The sequence below is a fragment of the Streptomyces sp. NPDC050121 genome (genome assembly GCF_044460385.1).
Classification (GTDB): Bacteria; Actinomycetota; Actinomycetes; order Streptomycetales; family Streptomycetaceae; genus Streptomyces; species Streptomyces soliscabiei.
Window position 1 is genome coordinate 64,545 of record NZ_JBITJV010000007.1, and the last position, 18,546, is coordinate 83,090.

Consider the following 18,546-nt stretch of genomic DNA (forward strand, 5'->3'; position numbering starts at 1 on the left):
CTTACGACGGCTGTGCCGGACCGGTGCTCTGACGCACCGTCAACGTGGGTGCCAGCAGTACGCGTTCGTCTTCCGGTGCGGTGTCCTGTGACACGGCGTCCAAGCGGCGCAGTACCTGCTCGACCGCCATCCGGCCCAGTTCCGTGGCCGGTCCCGACACGGAGGTGAGGGCGGGCGTCTGCTGCTCGGCGAGCTGTTCCGGGCAGAGGGCGACCACCGAGGCGCTCTCGGGGACCGTCCGCCCGCCGGTGCGCAGCAGATCGAGCAGCGGGCCGATCGCCCCCTCGTTCTGTACGACGAACCCGGTGGTTGCCGGCCGCTCCGCGAAGACACGGTCGAGCACCTGGGCGGTGCTCGCGTACGTGCCCTCGCACGGGCGGTGCAGAAAGCGCAGGCCGCGTTCCGCGGCCCGTTCGGCGAACCCGGCGAGGGTGCGTTCGGCGTACCCGGCGTGCCGTTCGTAGATCCGGGAGCCGTAGCCGATGAAGGCGATGTCCCGATGGCCGAGATCGGCGAGATGGTCCGCGCACAGGCCCCCGGCGGTCGCGAAGTCGTGGTCCACGCAGGACAGTTGGCGCGTGTCGTCGGGCAGGCCGATGAGCGCGGCCTGCGTGCCCTGCTCCCGCAGCACCGGGATGCGCGGGTCGTCGAGCTCGACGTCCATGAGGATCACGCCGTCCGCGAGGCCGCTCGCCGCGACGCGCCGCACGCCCTCGGGGCCTTCGTCGCTCGTGATCAGCAGGACGTCGTACGCGTGACGGCGGGCGGTCGTGGTGACGGAGAGGGCGATCTCCATCATGACCGGGACGTACATGTCGGCGCGCAGCGGCATGACCAGGGCGATGATGTGCGAGCGGCGACCCGCCAGCGCCCTGGCGCCGGCGTTGGGGTGGTAGCCGAGCTCGGCCACGGAGCGCTGCACGCGGCGCCGGGTCGCCTCGGACACCGAGGTCCGGCCGTTGAGCACGTAGCTGACCGTGCTCGTCGAGACGCCCGCGCGCCGGGCCACGTCCGCGATGGTCACCATGGTGGCCTCTCGGCTTCCTTCCGGTCGAAGAGCGTCGAAGCGCTTCACCCCGCGACGCAAGGTAATGGGATGTTTCCAGGGAAACAAGGGTCCCAGCTAAAAGAAACTTTCATCAATTCGGGCATTGACATCCAATCAAAAGGGATGGCAGCGTCGAAGCGCTTCACCAGCTGTCTCTCCCGCTCATCGAGGGGTTCCTCCCGTGGGTTCTGCTGTCCAGTCCGAAGCCGACCGGCTGCCGTTCCGTGATCCCGCGCTCCCGTGGGACAAGCGCGTCGACGACCTGCTGCAACGGCTCACGCTCGACGAGAGGATCGCGCTGCTGCACCAGTACGCTCCGTCCGTCGAGCGCCTGGGCGTCGCCTCCTTCCGCACCGGCACGGAGGCCCTGCACGGCGTGGCCTGGCTCGGCGAGGCCACCGTCTTCCCGCAAGCGGTGGGGCTCGGCGCCACCTGGGACGAGGACCTCGTGCACGAGGTCGCCACGGCCGTGTCGGTGGAACTGCGCGCCTTCCACCGGCACCGCCCGCCCGCGACCGGCTCCGGCACCAACAGCCTGCAGGCGTGGGCGCCCGTGGTGAACCTGCTGCGCGATCCGCGCTGGGGCCGCAACGAGGAGGGCTACTCCGAGGACCCGCTGCACACCGGTCGGCTGGCCACGGCCTACTGCCGGGGCCTGGCCGGGGACCACCCGGACTATCTGCGCGCCGCACCGGTGCTCAAGCACTTCCTCGCCTACAACAACGAGGACGACCGCTGTGTCACCTCCTCCGGCGTCCGGCCCCGCGTGCTGCACGAGTACGACCTGGCAGCGTTCCGCCCGGCCGTCGCCGACGGCGCGGCCACCGGCGCGATGGCGGCGTACAACCTCGTCAACGGCCGCCCCTGCCACGTCAGCCCGCTCATCGAGACGGAACTACGGCGCTGGGCGCAGCCGACCGGCCACGAGCTGTTCGTGGTCAGCGACGCCGAGGCACCCTCCAACCTGGTCGACCCGGAGCACTACTTCGACGACCACGCCGCGGGCCACGCCGCCGCCCTGAAGGCCGGCATCGACAGCTTCACCGACCAGAACGAGGACAGCGCGACCGTGATCGGCCGGCTGCGCGAGGCGCTGGACCGCGGCCTGATCGACGAAGGCGACATCGACCGGGCCGCCCGGCGCCAGCTGCTGCTGCGCTTCCGGCTCGGCGAGTTCGACCCCGGCCTCGACCCGTACGCGAGCATCGGTGTCGAGGTGATCGACAGCCCGGAGCACCGTGCCCTCGCGCGGCGCGCCGCGACCGAGTCGGTGGTGCTGCTCAAGAACGAGGGACTGCTGCCCCTGGCCACGCGCAACGCACCCCGCGTCGCGGTCATCGGCCCTCTCGCCGACATGCTCTGCGAGGACTGGTACAGCGGCACCCTCCCCTACGGGGTCACCGCCGCGGCCGGGTTGCGTGCGGCCCTGGCGGAGCACGGCGGCGAGGTGGTGTGCGTCGAGGGCGTCGACCGTATCGGACTGCGCTCGCGCACCAACGGCCGTCTGCTGTGCGGGACTTCCTTCGACGTGGCCGACTGGGGCGGCGGTGCGCTCACCCTCCGGGACGCCGGCACCGGCCGTTACCTCAGCCTCAAGGACGACGGCTCACTCGCGGCGGACCAGGAACGGATCAAGAGCTGGTTCGTGTACGAAGCCTTCTTCCTGGAGCCCGTCCCCGGTGGCGATCCGGACACCGTGCTGCTGCGTAGCCGCCATACGGGCCGCTATGCCGCCGTCGACCCCGCCGACGGCCGGGTGACGGTGACGGCCGAAAGCCCCGAAACCGCCGAGCACTGGCGACGTGAGCTGGTGCGCGACGGTTTGGCCGAGGCCCGTGCCGCCGCCGAACGGGCCGATTCCGCGGTCGTCGTCCTCGGCAACCACCCGCTGATCAACGGCCGCGAGACCGAGGACCGCACGGACACCGCCCTGCCCGACGGACAGGAGGCGCTGCTTCGCGCGGTCTTCGCGATCCGCCCGCGGACGGCGCTGGTGGTGATGAGCAGCTACCCGTACGCCGTCGACTGGGCCGATGAACACCTGCCCGCCGTGGTGTGGACCTCCCACGGCGGGCAGGAGACAGGTCATGCGCTGGCAGCCGTGCTGCTCGGCGACGCCGAGCCCGCCGGTCGTCTGCCGCAGACCTGGTACCGGGGCGACGACCCGCTGCCGAAACCGCTGGACTACGACATCATCAAGGCCGGCTGGACCTACCAGTACCACCGGGCCGCACCGCTCTACCCCTTCGGCCGCGGGCTGTCCTACACCGACTTCGCCCACCGCGACCTGCGGCTGTCCCACTCGTCGATCGCCCAGGACGGCGAGGTCGAGATCACGGTGACAGTGGCCAACACCGGCGCACGGACCGGCAGCGAACTGGTCCAGCTCTACGCCCGTGCCCTGGACGCCCGTTACGAGGCACCCCGCCGGCGCCTCGCCGACTTCCGCAAGATCCGCCTGGAGCCGGGCGAGAGCCGGGAACTGACCTTCCGGCTGCCGGCCGAACGGCTCGCCCACTGGGACGTAGTCACCGGCGCCTTCACCGTCGACCCCGGCGACTACGAGATCACCATCGCCCGCTCCGCCGAACACCCGGCCCTGACCGCGCCGCTCACCGTGACCGGGACGGCCCCCGCGCCCCGCACGGTTCTCGACCGGCGCACCCTGGCCGTCGACTTCGACGATCACACGGACATCGAGATCGTCGACGCCACCCACACCAGCGGTGACGCCGTCACCACGGCCCGCCCGGACCGGCCCGCGACGCTGCTCTTCCGCGGCGTCGATCTCACCGGCGCCCTCCGGGTGGAGGCCGAGACCGCCCGCGAGGACGCGGAGGCCGGTGAGGCCCGGCTGGAACTGCGGGCCGGCGACCGGCTGCTGGGCGAGATCGGCGTGCCCGTCAGCGGTGACCGCCACACCTGGACGACCAGCGCGGCCGAGCTCGCCACCCCGCCCGACGGCGTCCACGACCTCACGCTGACGCTGCACGGCGCTTTCCGGCTGGCCGCCTTCAGCCTCGGCACATCCGACTGAGATCGCATCCCCACCCGTACCCGCACCAGCGCGACCTGCGGCCCGCCCGGGAACGGCGGGCCGCCAACCGTCCCGACCGGCGCGGCACCGCACCACACCCTGACACCGCCTCACCCAAAGGAAGCCCCATGCCGCTCACGGACTTCGGTCTGGACGAACTCGACGGCTACCGGCCCGAGTCGCCCGCCCCGAAGGACTTCGACGCCTTCTGGCAGCGAACCCTCGCAGAAGCCCGCTCGTACGACGAGGCGGTCAAGGTCGAGCGGGTCACCTCCCAGCACCGGCTGCGCACCGTCGAGGTCGACGACGTGCGCTTCCCCGGCTGGCGGGGTGAGCCGGTCGCCGCCTGGCTGCTGCGCCCACGTGACGCGGCCGGACCGCTGCCGGTCGTCGTCACCTACATCGGCTACTGCGGCGGACGCGGACTGCCCACCGAACACCTGTTCTGGCCCGCCGCCGGCTACGCCCAGCTCGTCGTCGACAGCCGCGGCCAGGGTCACGACACCCCGGACCGGGGTGAGGGCGACGGCACCCAGTGGGTCAACGGCTTCATGACCCGCGGCATCGACTCGCCCGACCACTACTACTACCGGCGGCTGATGACCGACTGCGTGCGCGCCGTCGACGCGGTCGCGCAACTGCCCGGACTCGACACCCGCCGGATCGTGCTGGCCGGCGGCAGCCAGGGGGGCGGCCTGGCACTCGCCGTCGCCGGCCTCACCGGGGACCGCGTCGCGGCGGTGATGCCGGACGTGCCGTTCCTGTGCCACTTCCGCCGAGCCGCGCAGATCAGCGGCGAGGGCCCGTACCCGGAGATCATGCAGTACCTGCGCTGGCACAGCCGCCACCGGGTGGAGGAGACCTTCGCCACCCTCGACTACTTCGACGGCGTCCACTTCGCCCAACGGGCCACCGCTCCGGCACTGTTCAGCGTCGGCCTGATGGACCCGGTCTGCCCGCCTTCCACGGTCTACGCCGCCTTCAACCACTACGCGGGCCAGGACCGCACCATGACCGTGTGGCCGTTCGCCGACCACAGCGGCGGCTGCGGCTCCACCCCGCCCACCCAACTGGCCTGGCTGCACCAGCACGACCTGGTACCGGAACTGTGAGCACCGTGTCCTCCGCACCCGGGCCCCCAACGGGCCCGTTCCCCGAACTGCCCGCGGGGTTCCGCTTCGGAGCCGCGACCGCCGCCTACCAGATCGAGGGCGCCCACGACCAGGACGGCCGCGGCCCGTCCATCTGGGACACCTTCAGCCACACCCCCGGCCGCACCCTCGGTGGCGCCACCGGCGATACCGCCTGCGACCACTACCACCGCTACCGCGAGGACGTAGGTCTGCTGCGCGGGCTCGGCGTCGACGGCTACCGGTTCTCGATCGCCTGGCCCCGCCTGCTGCCCCGGGGCACCGGGCCGGTCAACGCCAAGGGCCTGGACTTCTACGACCGGCTGATCGACGAACTGCTGGCCGCCGGTGTCGCACCCGCCGTCACGCTCTACCACTGGGACCTGCCTCAGGCACTGGAGGACCGTGGCGGCTGGCGTGTCAGGGAGACCGCCGAGGCGTTCGCGGAGTACGCGGCCCTCGCGGCCGGTCGCTACGGGGACCGGGTGGAGCGCTGGATCACCCTCAACGAGCCGTACTGCTCCGCCTTCGTCGGCTATGCCGAGGGGCGGCACGCGCCCGGAGCCGAAGAGGGGCGCGGCGCGCTGGCCGCCGCCCACCACCTGCTGGTCGCCCACGGCCTCGCGGTACGGGCGCTGCGCGCCGCGGGCGCCCGGAAGGTCGGAATCACCCTCAACCTCGACCGCATCCACGCCGCCTCCTCCCTCCCCGAGGACCAGGCCGCCCTGCGCCGGGCCGAGGTCCTCCACAACGAGGTCTGGACCGAGCCGCTCCTCGCTGGACGTTATCCCGCGCACGAGGAGCAGACCTGGGCCGGGCTCGCCGCCGGGCCCTGGCGGTTGCCCGGGGACCTGGAACTGATCGGCGCCCCCCTGGACTTCCTGGGCGTCAACTTCTACCGCCCCCTGACGGTCGCCGCCGCCCCGCACCGCGCGGCCGACCCCGAACTGCGCAGCGCAGTGGACATCGGCGTCACCGAGCTGGACCCGTACGGGACCCGGCACACCACCATGGGCTGGCCCGTCGTCCCGGAGGCGCTCACCGAGTTGCTCTGCGGACTGCACGCCCGCTACCCGAAGCTTCCAACGGTCTGGATCACCGAGAACGGCTCCGCCGAGGCCGACACCGTCGGCCCGGACGGCCAGGTCCACGACACCGCGCGGATCGACTACCTCGCGGACCATCTCGCCGCCGTGGCCGCCGCCGTCGCCGCCGGGGTCGACGTGCGCGGCTACTACGTCTGGTCGCTGCTGGACAACTACGAGTGGGCGCGCGGTTACAGCCAACGCTTCGGCCTCGTCCACGTCGACTACGGCACCCTGACCCGAACGCCCAAGGACAGTTACCACTGGTACCGACGGCTGATCACCGCGCACCGCGCGCGGACGGAGGAATCCACCCCATGAAGTTCACCGACGGCTACTGGCTGCTGCGTCCGGGCGTCACCGCGCGCTACGCCACCGAAGTGGCCGACGTCCGGGCCGACGAGCACCGGATGACCCTCTACGCGCCGGTGAAGCAGGTGTTCAGCCGCGGCGGCACGCTCAACAGCCCCCTGCTGACCGTCGAGTGCTGGTCGCCGGCGGAGGGCGTGATCGGGGTGCGCGCCACCCACCACGCCGGTTCGGTGCGGCGCGGGCCGCAGTTCGTGCTGCCGGGCGCGCAGCCGAACGCCGGAAAGGTGCACCGGGACGGCGCGGTGGTGGAGCTCAGCGCCGGTGAGCTGTCGCTTCGGGTGGACACCTCCCAGCCGTGGCACCTGGAGTTCACCGCCGGCGGACGGGTGCTGACCTCCGTGGGCGAGCGCGGCACCGGCTTCGTCACCCGCGCCGACGGCCGGCACTTCATGCTCGGGCAACTCTCACTGGACGTGGGGGAGTTGGTGTACGGGCTGGGGGAGCGGTTCACCCCGTTCGTCAAGAACGGGCAGGTGGTGGACATCTGGCAGGCCGACGGCGGCACCAGCAGCGAGCAGGCGTACAAGAACATCCCCTTCCACCTGACCAACCGCGGCTACGGCGTCTTCGTCAACCACCCGGGCAAGGTCAGTTATGAGGTCGGCTCCGAGTCGGTCGGCCAGGTCCAGTTCAGCGTCGAGGACCAGTCGCTGGAGTTCTTCGTCGTCCACGGCCCGACCCCGAAGCAGATCCTGGAGCGCTACACCGCGCTGACCGGACGTCCTGCCCTGCCTCCGGCCTGGGCGCTCGGCCTGTGGCTGACCACGTCCTTCACCACCGACTACGACGAGGCCACCGTCAACCGCTTCGTCGACGGCATGGCCGAGCGCGGCATCCCGCTGAGCGTCTTCCATTTCGACTGCTTCTGGATGCGCGCCTACCAGTGGTGCGACTTCCACTGGGACAGTGAAACCTTCCCCGACCCGGCCGGCATGCTGAGCAGGCTCAAGGAGCGGGGACTGAAGATCTCGGCCTGGATCAACCCGTACATCGCGCAGAAGTCGGCGTTGTTCGAGGAAGGCATGCGCGAGGGCCACCTGGTGCGGCGTCCGGACGGCAGCGTGTGGCAGTGGGACCTGTGGCAGCCCGGCATGGCGCTGGTGGACTTCACCGACCCGGCCGCGCGCGACTGGTACCTCGGCAAACTGAAGACGCTGCTCGACCAGGGCGTGGACTGCTTCAAGACCGACTTCGGCGAGCGCATCCCCACCGACGTCGTCTGGCACGACGGCTCCGACCCCGAGCGGATGCACAACTACTACACCCACCTCTACAACCAGGCCGTCTTCGAACTGCTGCGCGCCGAGCGCGGCGAGGGCGAGGCGCTGCTGTTCGCCCGCTCCGCCACGGTGGGCGGCCAGCAGTACCCGGTCCACTGGGGCGGCGACTGCGAGTCCCACTTCAAGGCCATGGCCGAGTCCCTGCGCGGCGGGCTCTCCCTCGGCCTGTCCGGCTTCGGCTTCTGGAGCCATGACATCGGCGGCTTCGAGGGCACCCCGACCCCGGCCGTGTTCAAGCGCTGGGTGCAGTTCGGGCTGCTCTCCTCGCACAGCCGGCTGCACGGCAGCAAGTCGTACCGCGTGCCGTGGGACTACGGCGAGGAAGCCGTCGACGTCACCCGCGAGTTCACCCTTCTCAAGCACCGCCTCGCCCCGTACCTCCAGCGCGCCGCGCAGCAGGCGCACACCACCGGTGTCCCGGTGATGCGCGCCATGGCGCTGGAGTTCCACGACGACCCCGCCGCCGCCACTCTCGACCGGCAGTACATGCTCGGCGACGACCTGCTCGTCGCCCCGGTCTTCACCGACGACGGCACGGTCGAGTACTACGTGCCGGAAGGCACGTGGACCAATGTGCTGACGGGCGCTCAGGTCACCGGTCCGCGCTGGGTCCGCGAGCAGCACGGCTTCCACACCCTGCCGCTGCTGGCCCGCCCGGACTCGGTCATCCCACTGGCCGCCGACGACCAGCACCCGGTCTCCGCCTGGGCGGACGGCGTCGAACTGCGGGTGCACGCCTTCGCCGACGGCGCCGACCACACCGTGGTGATCCCGGGCACCGACGGCCCCGGTGAGACGGCCCGCTTCCACCTGCGCCGCCAGGGCGGCCGACTGCACGTGACCACCGACAGCCCGCACCCGTGGCAGCTGCGGATCGGCGGCCCGGACGGAACCGTACACACCCGGCCCGCCGACACCCCGGAGGCGGACCTGCCGTACCCGGCCTGAACCGAACAGCCAGGACAGGGGCCCCGCGGGACGAGCACGTGAGCTGGGGTGACGCGCTCAGGGCGCGCCACCCCAGGGCCGGTCGTGGCCGCGGTGATCCGGTGCCCGTGCTCGGCCGCGCCCTGACGGGCGTCGCGCAGGACCACGCTCCTACCCTCGGGGCCGAGCCTGCTGTAGCTTCCCGTCGCGTAGCGGCCGGTGAGGTCGCCGGGCAGAACGAGATCAGCCGCGGCCGGAGGCAGCCTGTAGAGGCCCAGTCGCTCGCTCGGGTGAAATGTCCGTCGGGGTGCGTCTGCCTTGTGGTGTGGCACTGTGGGGTCGTCTCGCAAGGACGTGGACGCCACCCAGGCCCGCTAAAACCACGGGTGGCATCCGGCACCGACCTCCAATCGGTGCCAAGAGAAGCCTCCAGGATGGCCGTCCTGGAGGCCTTCGTATGCCTGGCTCCTCAGCGGAGGCAGGCGTCCCCATCGCGGTTCGACCGAGATCGACTCGGAGTACCGCCTGAGGAGTCGTGACCCGTCCGACACCGCTCCGACCTCGGCCGATTCGGGGTCAGACAGAGGGCGATTGCCTCTGACTGGCTCCGAGCAGCTCGGGTCGAATCAGAGCAGTTTCCTCTGACTGCCTCCGATCGTCTCTGCAACCCGTCCTAGCAGGTCACAGCTGGTCCGATCCAGCAAAGTCGCAGGTCAGAAAGGTGCTCCAGGAATACCCGCGGTTCAGCTCGTTCGGTCCAGGAACTCGGTCAGCAAGGGCAGCAGCAGGGACGTGCGCCGCATCAACGCCATGTGTGTGGTGGCCGGCAGCACGGCCAGCTGCGCCCCGGGGATCAGCCGGTGCATCTCGGCAGCGTGCTCGATCCGCACGAAGTCCGTGTCGCCGATCACCAGCAGCGTGGGCGCCCGAAGTCCGCGCAGGTCGTCGGCCGTCCAGGGCAGCGGGGAGTGGGCCGCCGCCGCGCACTTGGCGATGAAGTCCTGGAAGTGCTCCGGGTGCGGGGCGGCGGCCGCGTAGGCGTCGGTCATTTCCTGGAAGTTCTCCTGGCCGGGCAGTCGCGGCGAGGTGTAGTCGGGGGTGCGAACCTCCTCGTGGTAGCCCTCCTGGGTGTACTGGGTGGAGGCGAGCACCAGCCGTCCGACGCGCTCGGGGTGGGCGAGCGCGAGCTGTAGCGCGACCAGCCCGCCCAGGCTGAACCCGAGCACGTCGGCCCGCTCGATGCCGAGTTCGTCGAGCAGTGCCACCACGTCCGAGGCCAGGTTCTCCGGCGTCAGGGCACGGTCGGTGTCGGCGGTGTGGCCGTGGCCCTGGAGCTCTGGAGCCACGACGCGACGGCCAGCGGCCAGCGTGGGCAGCACGGCCGCGAAGGTCAGGCCGACCGTGAGGACGCCGCCGTGCAGCAGCACCAGCGCACGCCGCGAGTCGCCGTCGAAGCCATGGACCTCGTAGTACATCTCCAGGCCGTTGACCTTGGCGTAGTCGGAGCCGGTCGGCACGGTCACCACATCCGTTCGGTAGGAGTCGGTCACAGGGGAGACCGGCCGGACCCGCGGAACTCATCGTCGCGGCGACGAACTCACAAGCCGGTCACACGCAGGCCGCCGCCCGGAGGCCGGAACGTCGCTCTCCGGCCACCCGGCGTCGACACCATGACGGAGTGTTGGCCAAGGCATTCCCCATCGATCTCCGTCGCTGTCAGGTGCTGGGCCTGGCCGGCACGGCCTGTCTCACGCTCGGCGGCGAGACGGCCGGCGCGCTGCCCGCCCGCGAGCTCCTGGCCCCGGCGTCGGTGCACGCCGCGCTCGGTCTGGTCGGCGTGTACTGCGGACTGGTGCTGCTGACCGCGGCCTGGATCCTGCTCGGCCGTCTGGTGCGCAGCGCGGATCCGCCGACCCCACGCGCCCTCGTCCTGGTCCTGGTCGTCTGGGCCGCGCCCCTGCTCATCGCGCCGCCGCTGTTCAGCCGGGACGTGTACAGCTACCTGGCCCAGGGCGCCATGGTGGACGCGCACCTCGATGTGTACGCGCACGGTCCGGCCCGGCTCGGCGGTCCGCTCGCCGACGAGGTCTCCCCGCTGTGGCGGCACACCGCAGCCCCGTACGGCCCGGTCTTCCTCGCCCTCGCCGGCGCCCTGGCCGGCCTGACCCGGGGCGCCCTGTCCGCCGGGCTGCTCGGCATGCGATGCGTCGCGCTGTTCGGGGTGGCGCTGATGACCGCCGCCCTGCCCCGGCTCGCCCGGCACTGCGGTGCCGACCCGGCCGCCGCGCTCTGGCTCGGCATCCTCAACCCGCTGGTGCTGCTGCACCTGGTGGCCGGCGCCCACAACGACGCGATCATGCTGGGCCTGCTCGGCGTCGGCCTGGTCGCCGCGCTCGGCCGCCGCCCGGTGCCGGCCACCGTCCTGGTCACCCTCGCCGCCCTGGTCAAGGCGCCCGCGGCCCTGGGCCTCGTCGCCATCGTGGTCCTGCAGCTGCGCGCGGGCCGCCGCCCGGCTCCGACCCTGCTGACGACGGGGGCCGCGGCCGCCGCCACCACCGTCGCGGCGACGGCCGTCGCGGGCACCGGATACGGCTGGACAAGAGCCCTGGACACCCCGGTCTCCGCACAGAACTGGGCGCTCACCAGCCTGCTCGGCCGCGCCACCGGCGCCCTCCTCGAGCACCTCGGCAGCGATCTGGCGCCCCTGGCGATCCCCGTCTGGCATGTGCTGGGACTCGCGTCGACGGCCGTCGCCCTCGTCGTCATCTGGTGGCGGCTGCGGCCGCGCCCGGTGTACGCGCTCGGTCTGAGTCTCGCCACGTTGGCCGCGTTCGGCCCGGCGATCCGCCCCTGGTACGCGCTGTGGGGACTGTTCCTCATAGCCGCGGCCGCCCCCGACACGCTGATACGTCATCGGATGGCCGCCGTCGCCGGCGTCCTCGCCCTGGCCGTCCTGCCCGACGGCGACCCGGCCGACGCGGGACGCCTGGTGCTCGCCGTCTCCGGCGGGGCGCTCGCCCTGGTCGTCCTGTGGCAGGCCCATCTCGCGGCACGGACGCCGGCCGCCCTGGGGCGTCCGGCATGAGAGCGGTCGCCGTCCGGGCTGTGAAACCGCCCCGCACCGAACGAGGCCGTCTCCTGCTGCTCGTCGCCCTCGCCGTCGGCGTCGCCGTCTTCACCGCGACGGTCCCGCTGCTGCGGGACTGGTTCGATCTGCGCGTCTACTACGGCACCGTCAACAGCTGGATCCACGACGGCGGCCGCGTCTACGACTACCGCGTGCCGGGCACGTCGTACGGCTTCACCTACCCGCCGTTCGCGGCCGTCGTCATGCTGCCGATGGCGCTGATCGGCCTGCGCACCGCGATCCTCGCCGCCTTCCTGCTCAACCTGACGGCGCTGACCGTGGTCGTCCGCGTGCTGGTCGGACCGCAGTGGCGGCGCTACGGCTGGTACGGCGCCGGCCTTGCCGCCTGCGCCCTCGCACTGTTCGAACCGTTGCGCGACACGTTCAGCTTCGGGCAGGTCAACCTGCTGCTGCTGGCTCTCGTCCTGACCGATGCCTGGCTGCTGGCGACCGGCCGGACCCGCTGGGCAGGGGTCGGGATCGGCCTGGCGGCGGCGGTGAAGCTGACGCCCGCGCTCTTCATCGGCCTGCTGCTGGTCGCCCGCCGCCGACGGGAGGCCGCCGTGGCGACGGCCGTGGCAGCGGCCGCCACGGGGCTCGCGGCCCTGATCGCCCCGGACGCCTCGCGCTTCTACTGGACGTACGCCATGTGGGACACGAACCGGGTGGGCCGGCTCGACTACGTCTCCAACCAGTCGCTCCAGGGCGTGCTGGCCCGGCTGGGCGTGGAGAGCCGGGCCGTCTGGGCGGTGCTGGTCCTGGTGGTGCTGTGCTGGTGGGCGTGGCGGGCCCGGCGGGCGCCGGCCGTGGGCGACTGGCAGGCGGCCTTCGCCCTCACCGGCCTCACCGCCTGTCTGGTCAGCCCCGTCACCTGGGTACATCACCTGGTCTGGCTGCTGCCGTCGTTCGCCGTGCTGATCCGCGCGGGGCGCCCACGCGTGGCGGGCGCCCTGTACGCGGTGCTGTGCACCAGCGTGGTGTGGCTGTGGTTCCACGACGCGTCCGGGGTCGACGGGTTCCTCGGCAGCAACATCTACACGTGGATCACGCTCGGTCTGCTGGTGTGGCTGCCGGTCGGTCATCTCCCGCAGACGCGGCGATCCGCGAGCCGCAGCGCGAACACCACGGCGGCCCCGCCCAGTACGGCGGCACCCGCTACGCATGCGGCCTCCGACCAGCCGGGAGCGTCGTCGACCGCGGTCGCGGCGGCGACGGGCGCCGACACGGACGCCGGCGTCGGGCCCGGCCCCGGCTGAGGACGCGGGTGGGCCCGCAGCGCGTCCAGCGAGCCCACCGCGTCGACCCGCCCGGCGGCCGCGAACCCCCAGTCCAGCAGCTCGCGGGCCTCTTCGTAGACGGCGAACCCGTCGCCCGCCCGGGGGTTGAGCACCGTCACGACGAGGGTGCGTCCGCCCCGGCGGGCGGCGGCGACCAGGGTGTTGCCGGCGTTGCTGGTGTAGCCGTTCTTGATCCCGATCAGCCCCGGATACGGCTCGACGCCGTCCGCACCCGTCAACAGCCGGTTGGTGTTCGTGATCTCGTAGGCCGAGCCGTCGTCGCCCGGGAAGGCCGCCTCCGCGGTGCCGCAGTACCGGGCGAAGTCCGCGTTGCGCAGTCCCGCTCGCCCGAACACCGCCAGGTCGTACGCCGACGACACCTGGCCCGGGGTGTCGTATCCGTCGGGCGAGCGTACGTGTGTGTCCAGGGCGCCCAGGGACCGTGCCTTGTCCTGCATCCGGACGGCCGTGGCCTGCCAGCCGCCGCTGAGCGCCGCCAGGACGTGCACGGCGTCGTTGCCGGAGTTGAGGAACACCCCGCGCCACAGGTCGGCGACCTGGTACGTGTGTCCCTCGGCGACCCCGACGAGGCTGCTGCCGGGCCCGAGGTCCATGAGTTCCTCCTCGCCCACCCGGTGCCGGATCCCGCCGGGCAGGACCGGCAGCACCGTGAGGGCGAAGAGGGTCTTCAACGTGCTGGCCGGGGGCAGTTTGCGGTGCGCGTTCGACGCGGCGAGCACCGCGCCGCTCCGCGCGTCCGCCACCAGCCACGACAGGGCGGAGACGTCCGGGACCTCGGGGGCGCCCCGGTGGGGCCTGACCTGCGTGCCGGAGCGGTACAGCAGGGACGGCCGCGGCGTCTTCACCCGTGGCGCACCGGCGCCGGCGGCTCCGCCGGGCGCTCGGGGGTCCGGGCCGGTCCGAGCGGCGACCGCGGTGGGCCCGAGGAGCAGGGCGCCTGCCGCACAGAACGTGCAGGCCGCCACAGCGACCCGGGAAGAGAATCCGATCGTCATACGATCAACGTAGGAATGAAGGCGGCGTTCGCCGTGCTGCCCGTGCCGAGCGGGTACCCGTGAGCACCCGGATGCCGCACGTGCGGCGTCGGACGGCTTGAGGCGACGTCAGGCGGCCGGCAGTGTCGGCTGGATGCGGCGCAGGAAGGTCGCGTTGTCCGGGGTCGTACGCATCCGCTCCAGGAGCGTCTCCAGGTTCGCCTGGCCGTCCCGTGTCTGCAGAGCTCGGCGCAGGCCGCGCATGGCCGTCAACTCGCCGGGGGAGAGCAGGAGTTCCTCGCGGCGGGTGCCGGAGGTGTTGATGTCGACGGCCGGGAAGACGCGACGCGAGGCGGGCTCGCGGTCGAGGCGGAGCTCCATGTTGCCGGTGCTCTTCAGTTCCTCGAAGTAGAAGTCGTCGGCGCGGGAGCCGGTTTCGACGAGCGCGGTGGCGAGGACGGTGAGCGAGCCGCCTTCCTCGGCGCCGCCGGTGGCCGCACTCCCGCCTCGACGAGTCGCTTGGCACGCTCGATGACGAGTTCGGCCAGCGCGATGTGCTGCCTGGGCGTCCGGTCGAAGGTCGAGGCGTACACCTCGCCGCGCACGGAGCGCCGCATGTCGGTGACCTCCTCGGGCCGCTCGTCGAGCAGGACGACCATCAGCCGCGACTCGGGATGGTTGCCGGCGACGGCGGCGGCGAGCTGCTGGAGCAGCACGGTCTTGCCGGTCTTCGGCGGGGCGACGATCAGCCCGCGCTGGCCCTTGCCGACGGGCGCGATGAGATCGGCGACGCGCCCGGCGAGCCCGGCCGCCGGGTGTTCCAGGCGGAGCCGCTCGTGCGGGTGGACGGGGGTGAGGTCACGGAAGTGACGGCGGGCGGGCAGCGCGTCGGGCGTACGGCCGTTGACGCGGGCGACCTCGGTCAGCGCGCGCTGGGTGCCGCGCACCCCTTCGACGAGGTCGCCCTTGCGCAGGCCGTGACGGCGGATCAGCGCGGCCGGCACCTGGACATCGGCGGGCGTGGGCAGCCAGTCCGCGGAGCGCAGCTGCCCCTTCCCGCTCGCGTCGATGTCGAGGACACCGGCGGCGACCCGGGCCAAAGGCTGCTGTTGCACAGCGGGGTGTTCGAGAGTGGTGGTCATGAGTCGGTCCTTTCACGGACGGAAGGCGTGAGGCATGCGGAGCAGAGGGGGGCGGCCGCGAAGGGAGGGCGCACGGCGCACCTCGGGCGGCGGGGGACAGCACCTCGGTGACGGCGGAAACGAGCCGTTGGTGAGGTGGTGCGGGAAAGCCGTCGCACCGGCCGGAAAGGGCGGGTGATGCGGCGAACTGAAGAGGAACTGGCACCGGCGCCCGGACAGGGGGCGTACACAAGTGCTACCGGCACTGTAGCACAGCGGTCGATTCCGAGGCGTCAACGCGCGCACGGCATCGCTTGTTCCGCGCGGCACATACGGCCCGGGGCGCACACAGGAGAGGTCGGGGACAACTCGACCTCTTCGAGGTTTACCGTACATGTCCCCAGAGGGTAACGATCCGTCACAGCAAGGGACTTGACTGCTATATCTGCCCTATCTTCACGACATGTCCACGCCGCCTCAGCCTCCGCAGCAGCCGGAGCAGCCGTCCGAGGCGCCGGCCCAGCCGAGCGCGTACCCCTACCCGCATCCGCAGTCGCCGGCCCCCGGCGGGCCGCTGGGTTTCCCGCCCGCGGCGCCCGCGACCCCCGCCGGCCCGCACAGCGTCCATGCCCAGCCGACCCTGGTCGGGCAGCCCGTCCAGACCCAGCCCGGCAACCCGTACGCCCAGCCGGGCCCGTACCCCGTCGTCGGCCCGCCGCCCACGGGGGGTGGCGGCGCCGGGCGGGCGGTCCTGTGGGCCGTGGTCGGCGCGGTGGTGGCATCGGCCGCGTGGGCGGCCGGTGTCTTCCTGATCGGCGCCGGAGCCGATCCGGACCTGCGGGGCTACCCGGCGCCGGCCAACCTGTGCAACTCCACCGACTACTCGTCCTTCAAGGAGGAGTACCCGCAGAGCGACGGCGCCCCGACCCACAACAGCCTCAAGGACGACGCCCTCGACGAGGGGCTCTGCAACCTCAGCCTGAAGAAGACCGGGTCGAGCTACTCGGACGCGTACCTCTCCGTCCAACTGGACCGGCACAAGAAGACCGACCCCGGGCCCGAGTTCACCGCCACCTGGAAGAACTACGCGGACAGCCATACGGGTTACGACGTGGACGCCGTCACCGGCATAGGCGACGAGGCCTACCTCGTCAGCGACGACACCACGTCCGGCTCGTCCAGCGGTTCCCTCTACGCCACGCTCGCCGTGCGCGACGGCTGGGTGACCTACACGATGAGCTACAGCGCCTACTACTCCTCCTACAGCACCGACACCGATCCGCCGAAGCTCCAAGAGGTCTCCGACTGGCTGAAGGCGGATACGAAGACGACCCTGGGAGACCTGAAGGGCTGAGGCCGGACGGTCAGGAGGCGGCGGCCGACCGGGCCTCCGCCTCCTTCGCGATCTCCTCGAACCGCGCGCCCATGGCCGCCGCGAGAGCCTGCGCACCGGACAACGGGCGCACCATGACGGTGAGTTCGTCGATGAGTCCGTCCTCGTTCAGATGGATGAAGTCGCAGCCGGACAGCTGCCGTTCGCCCACCCGGGCCGTGAACACCAGCGCGTGGTCGCGGCCGTCGCCGCCGCCGAGTTCCCGCTCGTACCGGAAGTCCTCGAAGACCCGCACCACGGCGCGCAGGATCGCCGCGGTGATCGCCTTGCCCGGGTACGGCTTGAACACGACCGGGCTGGTGAACACCACGTCCTCGGCCAGCAGCGCCTCGACGGCGTCGAGATCGCCGGCCTCGACCGCCTCACGGAACGCGCGCATCGGATCACCCCATTTGGATAGTAAATTTGTTGAGTAGACGCAGATGAGAATAATCATCTGCTGCTACCGTGTCCATATGTCTCTCAAGTACGCCGTCCTGGCCGCCCTCCTGGACGGCGAGGCCTCGGGCTACGAACTGTCGAAGGCCTTCGACGCCTCCCTCGCGAACTTCTGGCCCGCGACCCCGCAGCAGCTCTACCGCGAACTGGAGCGCCTCGCGCAGGACGGCCTGATCGAAGCGCGCGTGGTGCGGCAGGAACGCCGGCCCAACAAGCGGATGTTCACCCTCACCGAGGCGGGCCGCGAGGACCTGAGCGCCTTCGCCGCCACCCCGCCCCGCCGGCCCACCGCCCTTCGCGACGAACTCCTCATCAAGATCCAGGCGGCGGACTCCGTCGACCCCGAGGTGACCCGCGCGCTCATCGAGGAACGCATGACCTGGTCGCGCGCCAAGCTCGACCGCTATGAGCGGCTGCGTGACCGCCTCCTCAGAGGGCGCACGGAGGAGGTGTATCTGAGCGAGGCCGACCGGATCGGCCCCTACCTGACCCTGATGGGCGGCATCGCCTTCGAGGAGACGAACCTGCGCTGGTGCGAGCGCGCCCTCGCGCTCCTGAAGCGGCGGACCGCCGTAGGGTGACGCAGATGTTCAGCCCCGAAGGCCCCACCCTGCGCGAACTCGCCGTCCAGGCCCTGTCGTCCGTCGAGCGCGGCTACGACCTCCTCGCCCCGAAGTTCGACCACACGCCGTTCCGCACCCCGGACTCCGTCCTGGACGCGGTCGCCTCGGCCCTGAAGGAGTCGGGGCCCTACGAGGACGGCCTCGACCTGTGCTGCGGCACGGGCGCCGGGGTCGACGTCCTGGCCACGGTGTGCCACGGCCGCGTGACCGGGATCGACTTCAGCGCGGGCATGCTCGACGAGGCACGCGGCCGGAGCCGCCCGGCGGGCCCGCGGGTGTCCTGGGTGCGTGCGGATGCCCGCGCCCTGCCGTTCACCGCCGGCTTCGACCTCGTCGTCAGCTTCGGCGCGTTCGGGCACTTCCTGCCCCGTGAGCTGCCGGGCCTGTTCGCCCAGGTGCACGGGGTGCTGCGGCCGGGCGGCTGCTTCGCGTTCCCCCTCGTCGCGCCGCCCCGGCCGTACTCTCCGGTCTACTGGATGCTCCTCGGCTTCGACACCGTGATGCGGGTGCGCAACGCCCTGTGGCGGCCGCCGTTCGTGATGTACTACCGCGCCTTCCGGCTCGGCGAGGTCCGGCGCGAACTGGAACACGCCGGGTTCCGCGTGGACCTCCGCGCCCTGCCCGAGTTCGGGACGAGGAGCGACGGAAGTCCACGCGTACGCATGGTCGAGGCGCGCCGGGCGGACTGAGGCC

The 18,546-nt window shown here is 72.0% G+C and carries 12 protein-coding genes and 2 pseudogenes; 9 read left to right on the top strand and 5 right to left on the bottom strand.

Translation table 11 applies throughout. The features are described from left to right. Nucleotide 1: 1 nt before the first annotated feature. Complete coding sequence (locus ACIBTS_RS13030; RefSeq protein ID WP_399318962.1) at nucleotides 2–1,027, bottom strand: LacI family DNA-binding transcriptional regulator; 1,026 nt, start codon at nucleotides 1,025–1,027, stop codon at nucleotides 2–4. A gap of 202 nt (nucleotides 1,028–1,229) precedes the next feature. Here ACIBTS_RS13030 and ACIBTS_RS13035 point away from each other — a divergent pair, with 202 nt between their 5' ends. From ACIBTS_RS13035 to yicI, 4 genes are all read left to right on the top strand, one after another. After that, complete coding sequence (locus tag ACIBTS_RS13035) at nucleotides 1,230–4,085, top strand: glycoside hydrolase family 3 C-terminal domain-containing protein (RefSeq protein WP_399318964.1); 2,856 nt, start codon at nucleotides 1,230–1,232, stop codon at nucleotides 4,083–4,085. Nucleotides 4,086–4,213: 128 nt separating this feature from the next. Then, nucleotides 4,214–5,197, top strand: a complete 984-nt coding sequence (locus ACIBTS_RS13040) for an acetylxylan esterase (protein ID WP_399318966.1) — start codon at nucleotides 4,214–4,216, stop codon at nucleotides 5,195–5,197. Nucleotides 5,198–5,202: 5 nt separating this feature from the next. Further along, nucleotides 5,203–6,621: a GH1 family beta-glucosidase gene (locus ACIBTS_RS13045; RefSeq protein WP_399318968.1), complete on the top strand. Its 1,419-nt coding sequence runs from the start codon at nucleotides 5,203–5,205 to the stop codon at nucleotides 6,619–6,621. Next, nucleotides 6,618–8,900 (top strand): alpha-xylosidase, encoded by a 2,283-nt coding sequence (gene yicI / locus ACIBTS_RS13050; RefSeq protein WP_399318970.1) that lies wholly within the window; start codon nucleotides 6,618–6,620, stop codon nucleotides 8,898–8,900. Before ACIBTS_RS13045 ends, yicI begins: the two co-directional genes overlap by 4 nt. 722 nt (nucleotides 8,901–9,622) lie before the next feature. Here yicI and ACIBTS_RS13055 read toward each other — a convergent pair. Continuing rightward, a complete protein-coding gene (locus ACIBTS_RS13055) occupies nucleotides 9,623–10,429 on the bottom strand; it encodes an alpha/beta fold hydrolase (protein ID WP_399318972.1) in 807 nt (268 codons plus the stop codon). A gap of 29 nt (nucleotides 10,430–10,458) precedes the next feature. On the opposite strand from ACIBTS_RS13055, the gene mptB reads away from it, so the two are divergent. Together mptB and ACIBTS_RS13065 are read left to right on the top strand one after the other, a co-directional pair. Continuing rightward, nucleotides 10,459–11,964, top strand: coding sequence for a polyprenol phosphomannose-dependent alpha 1,6 mannosyltransferase MptB (gene mptB / locus ACIBTS_RS13060; RefSeq protein ID WP_399319294.1), 1,506 nt, complete (start codon nucleotides 10,459–10,461; stop codon nucleotides 11,962–11,964). Between the two features lie 254 nt (nucleotides 11,965–12,218). Next, nucleotides 12,219–12,812 (top strand): annotated as a pseudogene (locus ACIBTS_RS13065) (glycosyltransferase family 87 protein); the annotation flags it as partial. Between the two features lie 272 nt (nucleotides 12,813–13,084). Here ACIBTS_RS13065 and ACIBTS_RS13070 read toward each other — a convergent pair. Both ACIBTS_RS13070 and ACIBTS_RS13075 read right to left on the bottom strand, forming a co-directional pair. After that, nucleotides 13,085–14,299 carry a D-alanyl-D-alanine carboxypeptidase family protein gene (locus ACIBTS_RS13070; RefSeq protein ID WP_399318974.1) on the bottom strand — a complete coding sequence of 405 codons (1,215 nt, stop codon included), beginning with the start codon at nucleotides 14,297–14,299 and terminating at the stop codon, nucleotides 13,085–13,087. Between the two features lie 108 nt (nucleotides 14,300–14,407). Beyond that, nucleotides 14,408–15,420, bottom strand: a pseudogene (locus ACIBTS_RS13075) (transcription termination factor Rho). A 442-nt stretch (nucleotides 15,421–15,862) separates the two neighbouring features. On the opposite strand from ACIBTS_RS13075, the gene ACIBTS_RS13080 reads away from it, so the two are divergent. Further along, nucleotides 15,863–16,753 (top strand): hypothetical protein, encoded by an 891-nt coding sequence (locus ACIBTS_RS13080; protein ID WP_399318976.1) that lies wholly within the window; start codon nucleotides 15,863–15,865, stop codon nucleotides 16,751–16,753. A gap of 10 nt (nucleotides 16,754–16,763) precedes the next feature. On the opposite strand, the gene ACIBTS_RS13085 is transcribed toward ACIBTS_RS13080, so the two are convergent. Next, nucleotides 16,764–17,171, bottom strand: a complete 408-nt coding sequence (locus ACIBTS_RS13085) for a nuclear transport factor 2 family protein (protein WP_079664397.1) — start codon at nucleotides 17,169–17,171, stop codon at nucleotides 16,764–16,766. A 76-nt stretch (nucleotides 17,172–17,247) separates the two neighbouring features. On the opposite strand from ACIBTS_RS13085, the gene ACIBTS_RS13090 reads away from it, so the two are divergent. Together ACIBTS_RS13090 and ACIBTS_RS13095 are read left to right on the top strand one after the other, a co-directional pair. Further along, on the top strand, nucleotides 17,248–17,811 hold the full coding sequence (locus ACIBTS_RS13090; protein ID WP_399318978.1) for a PadR family transcriptional regulator: 564 nt from the start codon (nucleotides 17,248–17,250) through the stop codon (nucleotides 17,809–17,811). Between the two features lie 5 nt (nucleotides 17,812–17,816). After that, the gene (locus ACIBTS_RS13095; protein ID WP_319673503.1) at nucleotides 17,817–18,542 is read left to right on the top strand and encodes a class I SAM-dependent methyltransferase; all 726 of its coding nucleotides are present in this window, start codon (nucleotides 17,817–17,819) and stop codon (nucleotides 18,540–18,542) included. Nucleotides 18,543–18,546 lie beyond the last annotated feature (4 nt).

Coding starts and splice junctions, on each gene's coding strand:
- ACIBTS_RS13080 (WP_399318976.1), top strand. CDS start 15,863: ATGTCCACGCCGCCTCAGCCTCCGCAGCAGCCGGAGCAGCCGTCCGAG.
- ACIBTS_RS13040 (WP_399318966.1), top strand. CDS start 4,214: ATGCCGCTCACGGACTTCGGTCTGGACGAACTCGACGGCTACCGGCCC.
- ACIBTS_RS13085 (WP_079664397.1), bottom strand. CDS start 17,171: ATGCGCGCGTTCCGTGAGGCGGTCGAGGCCGGCGATCTCGACGCCGTC.
- ACIBTS_RS13090 (WP_399318978.1), top strand. CDS start 17,248: ATGTCTCTCAAGTACGCCGTCCTGGCCGCCCTCCTGGACGGCGAGGCC.
- ACIBTS_RS13070 (WP_399318974.1), bottom strand. CDS start 14,299: ATGACGATCGGATTCTCTTCCCGGGTCGCTGTGGCGGCCTGCACGTTC.
- yicI (WP_399318970.1), top strand. CDS start 6,618: ATGAAGTTCACCGACGGCTACTGGCTGCTGCGTCCGGGCGTCACCGCG.
- ACIBTS_RS13095 (WP_319673503.1), top strand. CDS start 17,817: ATGTTCAGCCCCGAAGGCCCCACCCTGCGCGAACTCGCCGTCCAGGCC.
- ACIBTS_RS13030 (WP_399318962.1), bottom strand. CDS start 1,027: ATGGTGACCATCGCGGACGTGGCCCGGCGCGCGGGCGTCTCGACGAGC.